The 16,235-nt window shown below is 53.4% G+C and carries 15 protein-coding genes; 12 read left to right on the top strand and 3 right to left on the bottom strand.

Annotated elements, in window-relative coordinates; genetic code table 11:
• Positions 1 to 2 precede the first annotated feature (2 nt).
• The 3 genes from leuB to leuL all read right to left on the bottom strand — a co-directional run bounded on the left by leuB (position 3) and on the right by leuL (position 2,841).
• Positions 3 to 1,094, bottom strand: a complete 1,092-nt coding sequence (gene leuB, locus GBC03_25470) for a 3-isopropylmalate dehydrogenase (protein QFS73317.1) — start codon at positions 1,092 to 1,094, stop codon at positions 3 to 5.
• Positions 1,094 to 2,665, bottom strand: a complete 1,572-nt coding sequence (gene leuA, locus GBC03_25465) for a 2-isopropylmalate synthase (GenBank protein ID QFS73316.1) — start codon at positions 2,663 to 2,665, stop codon at positions 1,094 to 1,096. The genes leuB and leuA overlap by 1 nt, the downstream gene beginning before the upstream one ends.
• 89 nt (positions 2,666 to 2,754) lie before the next feature.
• Positions 2,755 to 2,841: a leu operon leader peptide gene (gene leuL, locus GBC03_25460; protein QFS74128.1), complete on the bottom strand. Its 87-nt coding sequence runs from the start codon at positions 2,839 to 2,841 to the stop codon at positions 2,755 to 2,757.
• A 656-nt stretch (positions 2,842 to 3,497) separates the two neighbouring features.
• Between leuL and leuO the strand changes: the two genes are divergently transcribed.
• From leuO to mraY, 12 genes are all read left to right on the top strand, one after another.
• Entirely contained in the window at positions 3,498 to 4,448 is a 951-nt protein-coding gene (gene leuO, locus GBC03_25455) for a transcriptional regulator LeuO (protein QFS73315.1), read from the top strand.
• 318 nt (positions 4,449 to 4,766) lie between these two features.
• Complete coding sequence (gene ilvI, locus GBC03_25450; GenBank protein ID QFS73314.1) at positions 4,767 to 6,491, top strand: acetolactate synthase 3 large subunit; 1,725 nt, start codon at positions 4,767 to 4,769, stop codon at positions 6,489 to 6,491.
• A gap of 2 nt (positions 6,492 to 6,493) precedes the next feature.
• On the top strand, positions 6,494 to 6,985 hold the full coding sequence (ilvN, locus tag GBC03_25445) for an acetolactate synthase small subunit (protein ID QFS73313.1): 492 nt from the start codon (positions 6,494 to 6,496) through the stop codon (positions 6,983 to 6,985).
• Positions 6,986 to 7,165: 180 nt separating this feature from the next.
• Entirely contained in the window at positions 7,166 to 8,170 is a 1,005-nt protein-coding gene (cra, locus tag GBC03_25440; protein ID QFS73312.1) for a catabolite repressor/activator, read from the top strand.
• A gap of 252 nt (positions 8,171 to 8,422) precedes the next feature.
• Positions 8,423 to 8,650 (top strand): hypothetical protein, encoded by a 228-nt coding sequence (locus tag GBC03_25435; GenBank protein QFS73311.1) that lies wholly within the window; start codon positions 8,423 to 8,425, stop codon positions 8,648 to 8,650.
• Positions 8,651 to 8,781: 131 nt separating this feature from the next.
• Complete coding sequence (gene mraZ / locus GBC03_25430) at positions 8,782 to 9,240, top strand: division/cell wall cluster transcriptional repressor MraZ (GenBank protein QFS73310.1); 459 nt, start codon at positions 8,782 to 8,784, stop codon at positions 9,238 to 9,240.
• 2 nt (positions 9,241 to 9,242) lie between these two features.
• The gene (gene rsmH, locus GBC03_25425) at positions 9,243 to 10,184 is read left to right on the top strand and encodes a 16S rRNA (cytosine(1402)-N(4))-methyltransferase RsmH (protein QFS74127.1); all 942 of its coding nucleotides are present in this window, start codon (positions 9,243 to 9,245) and stop codon (positions 10,182 to 10,184) included.
• Positions 10,181 to 10,546, top strand: coding sequence for a cell division protein FtsL (gene ftsL / locus GBC03_25420; GenBank protein ID QFS73309.1), 366 nt, complete (start codon positions 10,181 to 10,183; stop codon positions 10,544 to 10,546). Before rsmH ends, ftsL begins: the two co-directional genes overlap by 4 nt.
• 15 nt (positions 10,547 to 10,561) lie before the next feature.
• Positions 10,562 to 12,328, top strand: a complete 1,767-nt coding sequence (ftsI, locus tag GBC03_25415) for a peptidoglycan glycosyltransferase FtsI (protein QFS73308.1) — start codon at positions 10,562 to 10,564, stop codon at positions 12,326 to 12,328.
• Positions 12,315 to 13,802, top strand: a complete 1,488-nt coding sequence (gene murE / locus GBC03_25410) for a UDP-N-acetylmuramoyl-L-alanyl-D-glutamate--2,6-diaminopimelate ligase (GenBank protein QFS73307.1) — start codon at positions 12,315 to 12,317, stop codon at positions 13,800 to 13,802. Before ftsI ends, murE begins: the two co-directional genes overlap by 14 nt.
• Complete coding sequence (gene murF / locus GBC03_25405; protein ID QFS73306.1) at positions 13,799 to 15,157, top strand: UDP-N-acetylmuramoyl-tripeptide--D-alanyl-D-alanine ligase; 1,359 nt, start codon at positions 13,799 to 13,801, stop codon at positions 15,155 to 15,157. The genes murE and murF overlap by 4 nt, the downstream gene beginning before the upstream one ends.
• Complete coding sequence (gene mraY, locus GBC03_25400; GenBank protein QFS73305.1) at positions 15,151 to 16,233, top strand: phospho-N-acetylmuramoyl-pentapeptide-transferase; 1,083 nt, start codon at positions 15,151 to 15,153, stop codon at positions 16,231 to 16,233. The genes murF and mraY overlap by 7 nt, the downstream gene beginning before the upstream one ends.
• Positions 16,234 to 16,235 lie beyond the last annotated feature (2 nt).

Below are 16,235 nucleotides of genomic sequence, written 5' to 3'. Positions count from 1 at the left end.
GATTACACCCCTTGTGCGACGTAGCGAGCAATGATGTCGCCCATCTCATCAGTACCGACGGCCGCCGCGCCACGGGCTAAATCACCGGTGCGGATACCTTCTTCTAATGCGCGGTTAACCGCACGTTCAATGGCGGATGCTGCGTCATCGGCATCAAGGCTGTAGCGCAGCAGCAGCGCCAGCGACAAAATTTGCGCAATCGGATTGGCGATATTCTTGCCGGCAATATCCGGCGCGGAGCCGCCCGCGGGTTCATACAAACCAAAGCCCTGCTCGTTCAGACTGGCGGAGGGCAACATGCCCATTGAGCCGGTGATCATTGCACATTCGTCAGACAAAATGTCGCCAAACAGGTTAGAGCACAGCAGCACATCGAACTGTGACGGGTCTTTAATCAACTGCATGGTGGCGTTGTCGATATACATATGCGCCAGCTCAACGTCCGGATACTCTTTGGCGATTTCATTGACGATTTCACGCCACAAAATAGAGGTTTGCAGAACGTTCGCTTTGTCGATAGAAGTCACCTTACGGTGGCGTTTACGCGCGGATTCAAACGCGATGCGCGCGATACGTTCAATTTCAAAGCGGTGATAGACTTCGGTATCAAACGCTTTTTCATGCTGGCCGCTGCCTTCGCGACCTTTTGGTTGACCGAAGTAGATGCCACCGGTCAGTTCGCGGACGCACAGAATGTCGAAGCCATTTGCGGCGATGTCGGCGCGCAGTGGGCAGAAGGCTTCCAGCCCCTGATACAGTTTTGCCGGACGCAGGTTGCTGAACAGTTTGAAGTGTTTACGCAGCGGCAGCAGCGCGCCGCGCTCCGGCTGACTGTCAGGCGGCAGATGTTCCCATTTCGGGCCGCCTACGGAGCCAAACAGAACGGCGTCGGCCTGTTCGCACCCTTCAACCGTCGCCTTCGGCAGCGGTTGACCGTGGTTGTCGATCGCCGCGCCGCCGACGTCATAACGACTGGTGGTAATGCGCATCTCAAATCGATGGCGAACCGCTTCCAGGACTTTCAGGGCTTGCGCCATCACTTCCGGACCAATACCGTCGCCCGGCAAAACAGCAATATGGTAATTCTTCGACATCACACGGTTTCCTTGTTGTTCTCGTTGTTCTGAGCTTTACGTTGCAACTCTTTTTCGACTTCTGCCGCACGCCAGATGTTGTTCAGCACGTGCACCATCGCTTTCGCGGAAGATTCAACAATGTCTGTCGCCAGACCGACGCCGTGGAAGCGACGTCCGTTATAGTTCGCGACGATATCCACCTGACCCAGAGCGTCTTTACCGTGCCCTTTGGCGGACAGGCTGTATTTCACCAGCTCAATGTCGTAATCGGTAATACGGTTGATCGCCTGGTAAATCGCATCGACTGGACCGTTACCGTTAGCCGCTTCGGCTTTTACGTCACTGCCGCAGGCCAGCCTGACGGAGGCGGTGGCAATATCGTTAGAACCGGACTGGACGCTGAAATAATCCAGGCGGAAGTGCTCGGGTTCTTCCTGTTGCTTGCCAATAAACGCCAGCGCTTCCAGATCGTAGTCGAACACCTGACCTTTCTTATCGGCCAGCTTCAGGAAGGCGTCGTACAGGTTGTCCAGGCTGTATTCACTCTCTTTATAGCCCATCTCATCCATACGGTGTTTCACCGCCGCGCGCCCGGAACGGGAGGTCAGGTTCAGTTGCACCTGATTCAGACCGATGGATTCCGGCGTCATGATTTCGTAGTTTTCTCGGTTCTTCAGCACGCCATCCTGGTGGATCCCGGAGGAGTGGGCAAACGCGCCGCTACCGACAATGGCTTTGTTCGCCGGGATCGGCATGTTGCAGATCTGGCTGACTAACTGGCTGGTACGCCAGATCTCCTGATGGTTAATGCGGGTGTTGACGTTCAGGATGTCCTGACGAACTTTAATCGCCATGATCACCTCTTCCAGCGAGCAGTTGCCCGCACGCTCACCAATCCCGTTCATCGCGCCTTCAACCTGGCGCGCACCCGCGTGGACCGCAGCCAGCGCGTTGCCGACACCCAGACCTAAGTCGTCATGGGTATGGACAGAGATGATCGCTTTATCGATGTTTGGCACGCGCTCATACAGGCCAGAGATAATGCCGGCGAACTCGAAGGGCATGGTGTAGCCGACGGTGTCAGGAATATTGATCGTTTTTGCGCCAGCATTGATGGCGGCTTCCACGACGCGAGCCAGATCGGCAATAGGCGTACGGCCAGCATCCTCACACGAGAATTCGACGTCGTCAGTATAATTACGTGCGCGTTTCACCATATAGACAGCACGCTCAATCACTTCATCCAGCGTGCTGCGCAGTTTGGTGGCGATATGCATCGGTGAGGTGGCAATAAAGGTATGAATACGGAAAGCTTCGGCGACCTTCAGCGACTCAGCCGCGACGTCGATATCTTTTTCCACGCAGCGGGCTAATGCACAAACCCGACTGTTCTTGACCTGGCGGGCGATGGTTTGTACGGATTCGAAGTCGCCGGGAGACGAGACCGGGAAACCGACTTCCATGACGTCAACACCCATACGCTCAAGGGCCAGCGCAATCTGCAGCTTCTCTTTCACACTCAGGCTTGCCTGTAACGCCTGTTCACCGTCGCGTAAAGTGGTATCGAAAATAATGACTTGCTGGCTCATGTTTTAGGTCCTTAGTCTTTAGGGCGCCTTGCTTCGAGCATAAAAAAACCCGCGCAACGGCGCGGGTTTTTTATCTTACTGGATACGACTTAATGCTGTATGCCGCTCACCAGTCTACCGCGCAACGAAGATGCGTTTAGTAGTAGTAGACCGTTAAAGCGAGCGATACGAATCATTAAATCAACTCCAGGCGAATGCGATATGCTTTTAGTGGTACTGGATACGATGGCTGATGTCAACCCCGCTGCGCGAAAACACCCTCAAGGGAAGAAGGAAACGGACAGAGAACTTTAGCTAATTGTGCTGAACTTTTTCCATTACTCCCTATTAAAAAATGGGAGCGTATTCACACTTTTCATCGTTTGACATAATTGAGCATGATTTTTTTCAATTAACATAACGAAAGCGAGTCCGCAGAGCACTATGATTTATTTTTTATCCACATGATTTTAATGGTTTTATTGATATTGTTAATCAATTGATATCTGCTTGAAGAATATTATTGATAAGCAAATGTTAGGCGTTAATGCGTGAGTAATATAAATAGTCAATTAAAATTTACACTTTTATTCATTAAGCGCATGATTGTTTGTTGGTGTTTCTTATGTTTATATTGCATTCGTCATTAAAAATTTATGATTTATTGTGCTGTGAATAATACCGCATCACGCAGGCACCCGTTTCTTCCGCATTATCCCGGTGCCTTTATGTTTTCCTAATTTCAATCTTTACTCTTTTTCTTATTTTATATGCATGGTAAATCATATTTTCCGAGATTATTTCTCTGCATTCCGGCAAGAAAAGGGAGTTAAGCGTGACAGTGGAGTTAACTATGCCAGAAGTAACCGTTGATAAACCCAATCCCCATCATTTAGAGATGGATAAACCGCAACTTCGTATGGTTGATCTTAATCTATTGACTGTATTTGATGCGGTAATGCAGGAGCAGAATATTACCCGTGCCGCGCATGCCCTCGGGATGTCGCAGCCAGCCGTAAGTAACGCCGTGGCGCGTCTTAAAGTGATGTTCAATGATGAGCTTTTTGTGCGCTACGGTCGTGGGATCCAACCTACCGCGCGGGCTTTCCAGCTTTTTGGTTCCGTCCGCCAGGCTCTGCAATTAGTGCAGAACGAATTGCCCGGATCCGGCTTTGAACCTGGCAGCAGTGAACGCATTTTTCATCTTTGCGTTTGCAGTCCGCTGGATAATATCCTGACCTCATTAATTTATAATCGTGTTGAAAAAATTGCGCCTAATATTCATGTTGTATTTAAGTCATCCTTAAATAAGGACACTGAACACCAATTACGTTATCAGGAAACTGAGTTCGTTATTAGTTATGAAGAATTTCGTCGTCCTGAATTTACGAGTATTCCGTTGTTTAATGACGAAATGGTGCTGGTCTCCAGCCGTAAACATCCGCGCATTAACGGACCCCTGTTGGAAAGCGATATCTATAATGAACAACATGCTGTTGTTTCACTGGATCGTTTTGACTCGTTTAGTCAACCCTGGTACGACACGGTTGACGCACAAGCGTGTGTGGCCTATCAGGGGATGGCATTAATCAGTGTTCTTAATGTTGTTTCGCAAACGCATCTGGTGGCTATTGCCCCACGTTGGTTAGCGGAAGAGTTCACCGCCTCTTTAGATCTACAGATATTACCGCTACCTTTAAAACTGAATAGCAGAACCTGTTATCTTTCATGGCATGAAGCTGCCGGTCGGGACAAAGGACATCAATGGATGGAAGAGTTGTTAGCTTCTGTCTGCAAGCGTTAGACGCGAATGAGATAAACCGGGTGTAAACATCCGGTTTGTCCTGTCTATTTTTCATTAACTGGTATTTTATCCTGAATTTTGTTGATCATTCTTTTTTCTGTCCGCGAAAAAATTGATGATTCGCTGTATGTGTCCATTTTCAGCCGATTAATTATCAATACCTGAGTTAAATTTAGTTTTATTCGCCGGTTCTCCGTCATTTTCCTCTCATTTATGCTTATTTCACGGCGTCTTCGCCCCTTTCTCTGAATTGCCTGCATCCTGGGGAGCGGTTAAGGTGTTTTACACATCATTAATCGTCATTCAGTGAGGCAAGCCATGGAGATGTTATCTGGAGCCGAAATGGTCGTCCGATCGCTTATTGATCAGGGCGTTAAGCAGGTATTCGGTTATCCCGGGGGCGCAGTCCTCGATATTTATGATGCGTTGCATACGGTCGGTGGGATCGATCACGTGCTCGTTCGTCATGAACAGGCGGCCGTGCATATGGCCGATGGCCTGGCGCGGGCAACGGGGGAAGTTGGTGTAGTACTGGTGACTTCGGGTCCTGGGGCCACCAATGCGATTACAGGGATCGCGACGGCGTATATGGATTCTATTCCGTTAGTGATTCTTTCCGGTCAGGTCGCGACCTCGCTGATTGGCTATGACGCCTTTCAGGAGTGCGACATGGTGGGAATATCCCGCCCGGTCGTGAAACACAGTTTTCTGGTTAAGCAGACGGAAGATATTCCGCAGGTGCTGAAAAAAGCCTTCTGGCTGGCGGCAAGCGGCCGTCCGGGACCCGTGGTCGTGGATTTGCCGAAGGATATTCTCAATCCCGGCAAAAAACTGCCTTATTCCTGGCCTGAGTCGGTCAGCATGCGATCGTATAACCCGACCACTGCGGGCCATAAAGGGCAGATTAAGCGCGCCCTGCAAACGCTGGTGACGGCCAAAAAACCGGTTGTCTATGTCGGCGGCGGGGCCGTGACGGCAGGTTGTCATGAACAACTGCGCCAGACCATCGAAACGCTCAACCTGCCGGTGGTCTCTTCGCTGATGGGGCTAGGGGCATTTCCCGCTACGCACCGTCAGTCGCTCGGGATGCTGGGCATGCATGGTACTTATGAAGCCAACATGACGATGCATAACGCCGACGTGATTTTTGCCGTCGGGGTACGTTTCGACGATCGCACGACGAATAATCTGGCCAAGTATTGCCCGAATGCGACGGTGCTGCACATTGATATCGACCCGACTTCAATCTCTAAAACGGTGACGGCGGATATCCCTATTGTTGGTGATGCGCGCCAGGTGCTGGAACAGTTACTGGAGTTATTGCCGCAGGAATCCGCCCACCAACCGCTGGATGATATTCGTGACTGGTGGCAACAGATTGAACACTGGCGCGCTCGTCAGTGCCTGAAATATGACACGCACAGTGAGAGTATCAAACCGCAGGCGGTCATTGAGGCTATCTGGCGTCTGACCCACGGCGATGCTTATGTGACCTCCGATGTGGGGCAACACCAGATGTTTGCCGCTCTTTATTACCCCTTCGATAAACCGCGCCGTTGGATCAACTCTGGCGGTCTTGGCACGATGGGCTTTGGCCTGCCTGCAGCCCTGGGAGTGAAAATGGCGCTGCCCGAGGAAACGGTGGTTTGTGTGACAGGGGACGGTAGCATTCAGATGAACATTCAGGAGTTGTCGACCGCGCTGCAGTATAAACTGCCGGTGCTGGTGCTAAACCTGAACAACCGTTATCTGGGGATGGTGAAGCAGTGGCAGGACATGATCTACTCGGGTCGTCACTCTCAATCGTATATGCAGTCGCTGCCTGATTTTGTTCGCCTGGCGGAAGCCTACGGACATGTCGGCATTCAGATTTCCCGTCCTGATGAGCTGGAAAGTCAATTAAGTGAAGCGCTGGCGCAGGTGAAAAACGGTCATCTGGTGTTTGTCGATGTCACCGTTGATGGCAGCGAACACGTCTACCCGATGCAGATTCGCGGCGGTGGGATGGATGAAATGTGGTTAAGTAAAACGGAGAGGACCTGATTATGCGCCGGATATTATCAGTACTGCTGGAGAACGAATCCGGTGCGCTGTCGCGCGTGATCGGCCTTTTCGCGCAGCGGGGTTACAACATTGAGAGCCTGACCGTCGCGCCGACGGACGATCCGACGCTCTCTCGCATGACCATTCAGACGGTGGGCGACGAAAAAGTGCTTGAGCAGATTGAAAAGCAACTGCACAAACTGGTGGATGTGTTGCGGGTCAGCGAACTTGGGCACGGTGCGCACGTCGAACGCGAAATCATGTTGGTGAAGATTCAGGCCAGCGGCTATGGTCGGGAAGAGGTGAAACGCAACACGGAGATCTTTCGTGGGCAGATTATTGATGTCACGCCAAATCTCTATACCGTTCAACTGGCAGGGACCAGCGATAAGCTGGACGCTTTTCTGGCAACGTTGCGTGAAGTCGCGAAAATCGTTGAGGTCGCTCGTTCCGGCGTGGTGGGGTTATCCCGTGGTGACAAAATAATGCGCTAATCCTTCGCTTTTCGTTAATTCACATGCCCAACGTCTTCCGTTGGGCATTTTTTTGCGAAATCCGTGGTAACCCGGAATAAAAGCGGTTGCCGCAGTGACTATTCTGCGCTTAGATGTTACCGATTTTAACCCATGCCGTTACAATGGTTATGGTTTGTACATTTTACGCAAGGGGCAATTGTGAAACTGGATGAAATCGCTCGGCTGGCTGGTGTATCGCGAACGACTGCAAGCTACGTAATTAACGGAAAAGCAAAGCAATACCGCGTGAGCGACAAGACTGTCGAAAAAGTCATGGCGGTGGTGCGTGAGCATAATTACCACCCGAATGCTGTGGCTGCCGGGCTACGTGCTGGACGCACACGTTCTATTGGTCTGGTGATCCCGGATCTGGAGAACACGAGCTATACCCGTATTGCAAATTATCTTGAGCGCCAGGCGCGCCAGCGTGGTTATCAACTGCTGATCGCCTGTTCGGAAGATCAGCCCGATAACGAAATGCGCTGCATTGAACATCTTTTACAGCGTCAGGTTGATGCGATCATTGTCTCCACCTCGTTGCCGCCGGAACACCCGTTCTATCAGCGCTGGGCCAATGACTCCTTCCCAATTGTGGCGCTGGATCGCGCCTTAGATCGTGAGCATTTTACCAGCGTCGTGGGTGCCGATCAGGACGATGCCGAAATGCTGGCCGGAGAATTGCGTAAGTTCCCGGCTGACACCGTGCTCTATCTGGGCGCACTGCCGGAGTTGTCCGTCAGCTTCCTTCGCGAGCAGGGCTTCCGTGCCGCCTGGAAAGACGATCCGCGTGAAGTGAATTTCCTGTATGCCAACAGCTATGAGCGCGAAGCGGCGGCGCAGCTATTTGAAAAATGGCTGGAAACGCATCCGATGCCGCAGGCGCTGTTCACCACCTCATTCGCCCTGTTACAGGGGGTGATGGACGTAACGCTGCGTCGCGACGGTAAGCTGCCTTCCGATCTGGCGATTGCGACCTTTGGTGACAACGAACTGCTGGATTTCCTGCAGTGTCCGGTCCTGGCGGTGGCGCAGCGCCATCGTGATGTCGCTGAGCGCGTGCTGGAAATTGTCCTGGCGAGTCTGGATGAACCGCGTAAACCAAAACCGGGTTTAACGCGTATTAAACGTAATCTCTATCGTCGTGGCGTATTGAGCCGCAGCTAGTCAATTTCTGAATTCTGCGTCAGAAGACAATTTTTCTGACGCAGCTTAACGAGTTCCTCTCCACAATACCCTCATCATAATTAAGATTATTCCTTAGAATTTTCTCAACTTTACCTAAATAATCCGTATTTAAACGAAACAGAGTCGGTTTCAGGTTATTGAGACGTAACGGTAGGTTAGATTTGTATTATTTTGTTACATGCTTGTCGTGAATTGCCGAATTAACAAACACTTTTTGTCGCCGCAGCACGAATGTCCCGGCGGGCTTGTCGGTGCGCGGTGTTAGCTGGCATAAACAGGGACTGTATTCATGATGCAATATGTCCTAAAATGCCGCTCGCGTCGCAAACTGACACTTTATATTCCCTCCTGAGAATAATTGTTCGTTTTAAAACGGTGATGAGTTTTGAGATTTTTTTCTTACAAATATTCATGACGTTAATTTGCTTCGTTCGTTGGACAGAATTTAATCAACGCTGATATTAGCCGTAAACATTGGGTTTTTTACTCAGGTAAGCGTTGTGACTCGCTTGACAAGCTTTTCCTCCGCTCCGTAAACTCCTTTGAGTGGGAATTTGTGGGGCAAAGTGGTAATGAGGGGGGAGACTGGCATGTTCCGGGGTGCAACGTTAGTCAATCTCGACAGTAAAGGGCGCTTATCTGTGCCTACCCGTTACCGGGATCAACTGATCGAGAGTGCTACCGGTCAAATGGTTTGTACCATTGACATCCATCACCCGTGCCTGCTGCTTTACCCCCTGCCTGAATGGGAAATTATCGAGCAAAAATTATCGCGTCTGTCGAGCATGAACCCGGTAGAGCGCCGCGTGCAGCGTTTACTGTTGGGGCATGCCAGTGAATGTCAGATGGACAGCGCCGGGCGATTGCTGGTTGCGCCTGTCCTTCGGCAACATGCCGGGCTGACAAAAGAAGTGATGCTGGTTGGACAGTTCAACAAGTTTGAACTGTGGGATGAAACGACCTGGTATCAACAGGTCAAGGAAGATATCGACGCTGAGCAGAGTGCGACCGGGACGTTGTCGGAGCGCCTGCAGGACTTGTCTCTATAATGATGATGGAAAATTTTAAACACACCACGGTGCTGCTGGACGAGGCCGTAAACGGCCTGAATATTCGCCCTGACGGCATCTACATTGATGGGACATTTGGTCGCGGTGGTCACTCGCGTCTCATTCTCTCGCAGCTTGGCGAAGAGGGACGTCTGCTGGCCATCGATCGCGATCCGCAGGCGATCGCCGTCGCCCAGACCATCAATGATCCCCGCTTCTCCATCATTCATGGACCTTTCTCTGCGCTGGCTGATTATGTCGGCGAGCGCAAACTGACCGGCAAGATCGACGGGATTCTTCTCGATCTTGGCGTTTCTTCACCACAGCTCGACGACGCTGAGCGCGGTTTCTCTTTCATGCGCGATGGCCCGTTGGATATGCGCATGGACCCCACTCGCGGCCAGTCGGCTGCCGAGTGGCTGCAAACTGCAGAAGAAGCCGATATTGCCTGGGTGCTGAAGACCTTTGGCGAAGAGCGTTTTGCGAAACGTATTGCCCGCGCCATCGTTGAGCGTAACCGTGAACAGCCCATGACCCGCACCAAAGAACTGGCGGAAGTGGTCGCGGCGGCAACGCCGGTGAAAGACAAATTCAAACATCCCGCGACCCGTACCTTCCAGGCGGTGCGCATCTGGGTGAACAGTGAACTGGAGGAGATAGAGCAGGCGCTAAAAAGCTCGCTCAGCGTGCTGGCCCCAGGTGGGCGGCTTTCCATCATCAGTTTCCACTCGCTGGAAGACCGCATTGTGAAACGCTTTATGCGTGAGCAAAGCCGCGGTCCGCAGGTTCCGGCCGGATTACCGATGACGGAAGAGCAGCTCAAAAAACTGGGCGGCCGTGAGTTAAGAGCACTAGGCAAGTTGATGCCGGGTGAAGAAGAGGTTGCAGAGAATCCTCGTGCCCGTAGTTCAGTTCTGCGCATTGCAGAGAGGACGAACGCATGATCAGCAGAGTGACAGAAGCCCTCAGCAAAGTTAAGGGATCGATTGGAAGCAACGAGCGCCATGCCTTGCCTGGCGTGATCGGTGACGATCTTTTGCGATTTGGGAAGCTGCCACTCTGCCTGTTCATTTGCATCATTGTTACGGCGGTGACGGTGGTAACGACCGCACACCACACACGGTTACTGACCGCGCAACGTGAACAACTGGTTCTGGAGCGTGATGCGCTGGATATCGAATGGCGCAACCTGATCCTTGAGGAGAACGCGCTCGGCGATCATAGCCGGGTGGAACGGATCGCAACGGAGAAGCTGCAAATGCAGCATGTTGATCCCTCACAAGAAAATATCGTAGTGCAAAAATAAGGAAAAACGCGACGCATGAAAGCAGCGGCAAAAACGCTAAAACCAAAACGCCAGGAAGAACAGGCCAACTTTATCAGTTGGCGTTTTGCGTTGCTGTGCGGCTGCATTTTACTGGCGCTGGGTTTCCTGCTGGGTCGTGTCGCCTGGCTGCAGATTATCGCGCCGGACATGCTGGTACGTCAGGGGGACATGCGCTCGCTGCGTGTACAGGAAGTGGCGACCTCGCGCGGTATGATCACCGACCGTTCGGGGCGTCCGCTGGCCGTCAGCGTACCGGTGAAGGCTATCTGGGCCGATCCGAAAGAAGTCCATGCCGCCGGAGGCGTTAGCGTTGGCGATCGCTGGAGAGCGCTCTCTACCGCGCTGAATATCCCGCTTGATCAACTGGCTGCCCGTATCAACGCCAACCCGAAAGGGCGCTTTATCTATCTGGCGCGTCAGCTAAACCCGGATATGGCGGATTACATCAAAAAGCTGAAGCTGCCGGGGATTTATCTGCGCGAAGAATCCCGTCGGTACTATCCTTCCGGCGAAGTGACCGCTCACCTCATTGGTTTCACCAACGTGGATAGCCAGGGGATTGAAGGCGTTGAGAAGAGTTTTGACAAATGGCTCACCGGTCAACCGGGTGAGCGTATCGTGCGTAAAGACCGCTACGGTCGCGTCATTGAAGATATCTCTTCCACCGACAGTCAGGCCGCGCATAACCTCGCGCTGAGCATTGACGAACGCTTACAGGCGCTGGTGTATCGCGAACTGAATAATGCGGTGGCATTTAACAAGGCGGAATCCGGGAGCGCAGTGCTGGTGGATGTGAATACCGGTGAAGTGCTGGCAATGGCGAACAGCCCGTCCTACAACCCGAACAACCTGAGCGGTACGCAGAAAGATGTCATGCGTAACCGTACCATCACCGACGTGTTTGAGCCGGGTTCTACCGTCAAACCGATGGTGGTAATGACCGCGCTCCAGCGTGGCGTGGTGCGGGAAAACAGCGTGCTCAATACCGTTCCCTACCGAATTAACGGCCACGAAATTAAAGACGTGGCGCGCTACAGCGAATTGACCCTGACCGGGGTTTTACAGAAGTCGAGTAACGTCGGTGTTTCTAAGCTGGCGTTAGCGATGCCGTCCTCAGCGTTAGTAGATACTTACTCACGTTTTGGGCTTGGAAAGGCGACCAATTTGGGGTTGGTCGGAGAACGCAGTGGCTTATATCCTCAAAAACAACGGTGGTCTGACATAGAGAGGGCCACCTTCTCTTTCGGCTACGGGCTAATGGTAACGCCGTTACAGTTAGCGCGAGTCTACGCAACGATTGGCAGCTATGGCGTTTATCGTCCGCTGTCGATTACCAAAGTTGATCCCCCGGTTCCCGGTGAACGTATTTTCCCGGAATCGACCGTACGTACCGTTGTGCACATGATGGAAAGCGTAGCGCTGCCGGGTGGTGGTGGCGTGAAGGCGGCGATTAAAGGCTATCGTATCGCCATTAAAACCGGTACGGCGAAAAAAGTAGGCCCTGATGGCCGCTACATCAACAAATACATTGCTTATACCGCAGGCGTTGCACCTGCGAGTCAGCCGCGCTTCGCGCTGGTTGTTGTTATCAACGATCCGCAGGCGGGTAAATACTACGGCGGCGCCGTTTCCGCGCCGGTATTTGGTGCCATCATGGGCGGCGTTCTGCGTACCATGAACATCGAACCGGACGCGCTGGCAACGGGCGAAAAAAGTGAATTCGTAATTAATCAAGGCGAGGGAACAGGTGGCAGATCGTAATTTGCGCGACCTTCTTGCTCCGTGGGTAACAGGTTTACCTGCGCGAGAACTGCGAGAGATGACACTCGACAGCCGTGTGGCTGCGTCGGGCGATCTCTTTGTGGCAGTGGTTGGTCATCAGGCGGACGGGCGTCGATATATCCCGCAGGCGATAGCGCAAGGTGTGGCTGCCATTATTGCAGAGGCGAAAGATGAGGCAACCGACGGTGAAGTGCGTGAAATGCACGGCGTACCGGTTATCTATCTCAGCCAGCTTAACGAGCGTTTATCTGCACTGGCGGGCCGCTTTTATCACGAGCCATCTGAAAATATGCGTCTGGTCGGCGTAACCGGTACTAACGGTAAAACCACCACGACTCAATTGCTGGCGCAGTGGAGCCAACTGCTCGGCGAAACCAGCGCAGTGATGGGCACGGTCGGCAACGGTCTGCTCGATAAAGTGATCCCAACGGAAAATACCACCGGCTCGGCCGTTGACGTCCAGCAGGTGCTGGCGGGACTGGTCGATCAGGGCGCGACCTTATGCGCGATGGAAGTCTCTTCCCACGGTCTGGTCCAGCATCGTGTTGCGGCACTGAAATTTGCCGCCTCGGTGTTTACCAATTTAAGCCGCGATCATCTGGATTATCACGGTGATATGGAGCATTACGAAGCCGCGAAATGGCTGCTTTTCTCCACGCACCATTGCGGACAGGCGATTATCAACGCGGATGATGAAGTTGGTCGTCGTTGGCTGGCGAATCTGCCGGATGCCGTGGCCGTTTCGATGGAAGACCATATCAACCCTAACTGCCATGGCCGCTGGCTGAAAGCGGTTGAGGTCAATTATCACGACAGCGGCGCGACCATCCGCTTTGCTTCAAGCTGGGGTGAGGGTGAGATTGAAAGCCGCCTGATGGGCGCGTTTAACGTCAGCAATCTGCTGTTGGCGCTGGCCACGCTGCTGGCGTTGGGCTATCCACTGGCTGACCTGCTGAAAACCGCCGCGCGTCTGCAGCCGGTTTGTGGGCGCATGGAGGTCTTTAGCGCACCGGGTAAAACCACCGTCGTTGTCGACTACGCCCATACTCCTGATGCGCTGGAAAAAGCGTTGCAGGCGGCGCGTTTGCACTGTACCGGACAACTCTGGTGCGTCTTTGGTTGCGGCGGCGATCGCGACAAAGGAAAGCGCCCGCTGATGGGGGCGATTGCCGAAGAGTTCGCCGATATCGTGGTCGTAACGGACGACAACCCGCGTACTGAAGAGCCGCGCGCCATTATTGACGACATTCTGGCAGGCATGCTGGACGCCGGTCGGGCAAAAGTGATGGAAGGCCGTGCTGAAGCGGTGACCAACGCCATTATGCAGGCGAAAGATAACGATGTGGTGCTGGTGGCAGGTAAAGGCCACGAGGATTATCAGATTGTCGGGACTCAGCGTCTGGACTATTCCGACCGTGTAACCGCGGCACGTCTGCTGGGGGTCATCGCATGATTCGCGTAACGCTCAGCCAACTTGCCGGTATTCTCGGCGGCGAACTGAAAGGGAACGATCTGTCCCTTGATGCCGTTACCACCGATACGCGTAAGCTGACGTCAGGCTGCCTGTTTGTGGCGCTCAAAGGTGAGCGTTTTGATGCCCACGATTTTGCCGCTCAGGCAAAAGAGGGTGGGGCGGGTGCGCTGCTGGTTAGCCGTCCGCTGGCGATTGATTTGCCGCAGGTGATTGTGAAAGACACCCGTCTGGCCTTTGGCGAATTGGCCGCATGGGTGCGCGCGCAGGTTCCGGCGCGCGTGGTGGCATTAACCGGTTCGTCCGGTAAAACCTCCGTGAAAGAGATGACGGCGGCGATCCTTAGCCAGTGTGGCAACACGCTCTATACCGCGGGCAACCTTAATAACGACATCGGTGTGCCGATGACGTTGCTGCGCTTAACCCAGGATGACGACTACGCCGTGATTGAATTAGGCGCTAACCATCAGGGCGAAATTGCCTGGACCGCCGGTCTGACACGTCCGGAAGCGGCGCTGGTCAACAACCTGGCAGCGGCGCATCTGGAGGGCTTCGGCTCTCTGGCGGGAGTGGCGAAAGCGAAAGGTGAAATTTTTACCGGCCTGCCTGAAAACGGCATTGCCATTATGAATGCCGATAACAATGACTGGCTGAACTGGCAGAGCATCATCGGCGATCGTAAAGTCTGGCGTTTTTCACCGAATGCCGCCAACAGCGATTTCACGGCGACCAATGTGCATGTGACGTCACACGGCACCGAGTTTTTACTGCAAACGCCTGGCGGGAGCATTGATGTACTGCTGCCGTTGCCGGGGCGTCACAATATCGCCAATGCGCTGGCGGCGGCTGCACTGTCGATGGCCGTTGGCGCGACACTGGATGCGATTAAAACCGGTCTGGCGAATTTAAAAGCGGTACCGGGACGTCTGTTCCCTGTCCAGTTGGCGGAAAACCAACTGCTGCTCGATGATTCGTATAACGCCAACGTCGGATCAATGACCGCCGCGGTACAGGTACTGTCCGAAATGCCGGGTTACCGTGTGCTGGTTGTCGGCGATATGGCCGAGCTGGGCGCAGAGAGCGAAGCCTGTCATGTGCAGGTCGGTGAGGCGGCGAAAGCGGCGGGCATCGACTGCGTATTGAGTTCAGGGAAACTGAGCAAGGCTATCAGCGACGCGAGCGGCGTCGGCGAACATTTTGCGGATAAGCCCGCGCTGATCGCACGTCTGCAGGCGCTGATTGCAGAGCAACAGATCATTACCATTTTAGTGAAGGGTTCACGTAGTGCCGCCATGGAAGAGGTCGTACGCGCATTACAGGAGAAAGGATCATGTTAGTTTGGCTGGCCGAACATTTGGTCAAATATTATTCCGGCTTTAACGTCTTTTCTTATCTGACGTTTCGCGCCATTGTCAGCCTGCTGACCGCGCTGTTCATCTCATTGTGGATGGGCCCGCGCATGATCGCCCGCCTGCAAAAGCTCTCCTTCGGCCAGGTCGTGCGTAACGACGGTCCGGAGTCTCACTTCAGCAAACGGGGCACGCCGACGATGGGCGGGATCATGATCCTCACCGCGATCGTCATTTCTGTTCTGCTATGGGCCTATCCGTCAAACCCGTACGTCTGGTGCGTGTTGGTGGTGTTGATTGGCTACGGCATTATCGGCTTCGTTGATGACTATCGTAAAGTGGTCCGTAAAGACACTAAAGGCCTGATCGCACGCTGGAAATACTTCTGGATGTCGGTCATTGCGCTGGGCGTCGCCTTCGCACTGTATCTCGCCGGGAAAGATACGCCGGCGACGGAACTGGTGGTGCCGTTCTTCAAAGACGTCATGCCACAACTCGGACTGTTCTACGTTCTGCTGGCGTACTTTGTGATTGTCGGCACCGGCAACGCGGTGAACCTGACCGACGGTCTGGATGGCCTGGCGATTATGCCAACCGTCTTCGTCGCGGGTGGCTTTGCGCTGGTCGCGTGGGCGACCGGGAACATGAATTTTGCCAGCTATCTGCATATTCCTTACTTACGCCATGCCGGTGAACTGGTGATCGTCTGTACGGCGATTGTCGGCGCGGGCTTAGGTTTTCTGTGGTTTAACACCTATCCGGCTCAGGTCTTCATGGGCGACGTCGGATCGCTGGCGCTGGGCGGCGCGCTCGGCATTATCGCCGTGCTGCTGCGTCAGGAATTCCTGCTGGTGATTATGGGCGGGGTGTTTGTGGTGGAGACCCTGTCGGTCATATTGCAGGTCGGCTCCTTCAAGCTGCGCGGTCAACGTATCTTCCGCATGGCACCGATTCATCACCACTATGAACTGAAAGGCTGGCCGGAACCGCGTGTGATTGTGCGCTTCTGGATTATTTCGCTGATGCTGGTCCTGATTGGCCTGGCAACGCTGAAGGTACGTTAATC

Source organism: Citrobacter telavivensis (assembly GCA_009363175.1).
Taxonomy (GTDB): Bacteria; Pseudomonadota; Gammaproteobacteria; order Enterobacterales; family Enterobacteriaceae; genus Citrobacter_A; species Citrobacter_A telavivensis.
The sequence above is the reverse complement of the archived record's forward strand: the minus strand, read 5'-3'. Positions and strand labels throughout refer to the sequence as shown.

Excerpts from the sequence above, each read along its gene's own strand:
- murF (QFS73306.1), top strand. The coding sequence starts at position 13,799 with ATGATTCGCGTAACGCTCAGCCAACTTGCCGGTATTCTCGGCGGCGAA.
- mraZ (QFS73310.1), top strand. The coding sequence starts at position 8,782 with ATGTTCCGGGGTGCAACGTTAGTCAATCTCGACAGTAAAGGGCGCTTA.
- leuB (QFS73317.1), bottom strand. The coding sequence starts at position 1,094 with ATGTCGAAGAATTACCATATTGCTGTTTTGCCGGGCGACGGTATTGGT.
- leuA (QFS73316.1), bottom strand. The coding sequence starts at position 2,665 with ATGAGCCAGCAAGTCATTATTTTCGATACCACTTTACGCGACGGTGAA.
- mraY (QFS73305.1), top strand. The coding sequence starts at position 15,151 with ATGTTAGTTTGGCTGGCCGAACATTTGGTCAAATATTATTCCGGCTTT.
- leuO (QFS73315.1), top strand. The coding sequence starts at position 3,498 with ATGCCAGAAGTAACCGTTGATAAACCCAATCCCCATCATTTAGAGATG.
- ftsI (QFS73308.1), top strand. The coding sequence starts at position 10,562 with ATGAAAGCAGCGGCAAAAACGCTAAAACCAAAACGCCAGGAAGAACAG.
- leuL (QFS74128.1), bottom strand. The coding sequence starts at position 2,841 with ATGATTCGTATCGCTCGCTTTAACGGTCTACTACTACTAAACGCATCT.
- GBC03_25435 (QFS73311.1), top strand. The coding sequence starts at position 8,423 with ATGTCCCGGCGGGCTTGTCGGTGCGCGGTGTTAGCTGGCATAAACAGG.
- ilvN (QFS73313.1), top strand. The coding sequence starts at position 6,494 with ATGCGCCGGATATTATCAGTACTGCTGGAGAACGAATCCGGTGCGCTG.
- ftsL (QFS73309.1), top strand. The coding sequence starts at position 10,181 with ATGATCAGCAGAGTGACAGAAGCCCTCAGCAAAGTTAAGGGATCGATT.
- ilvI (QFS73314.1), top strand. The coding sequence starts at position 4,767 with ATGGAGATGTTATCTGGAGCCGAAATGGTCGTCCGATCGCTTATTGAT.
- rsmH (QFS74127.1), top strand. The coding sequence starts at position 9,243 with ATGATGGAAAATTTTAAACACACCACGGTGCTGCTGGACGAGGCCGTA.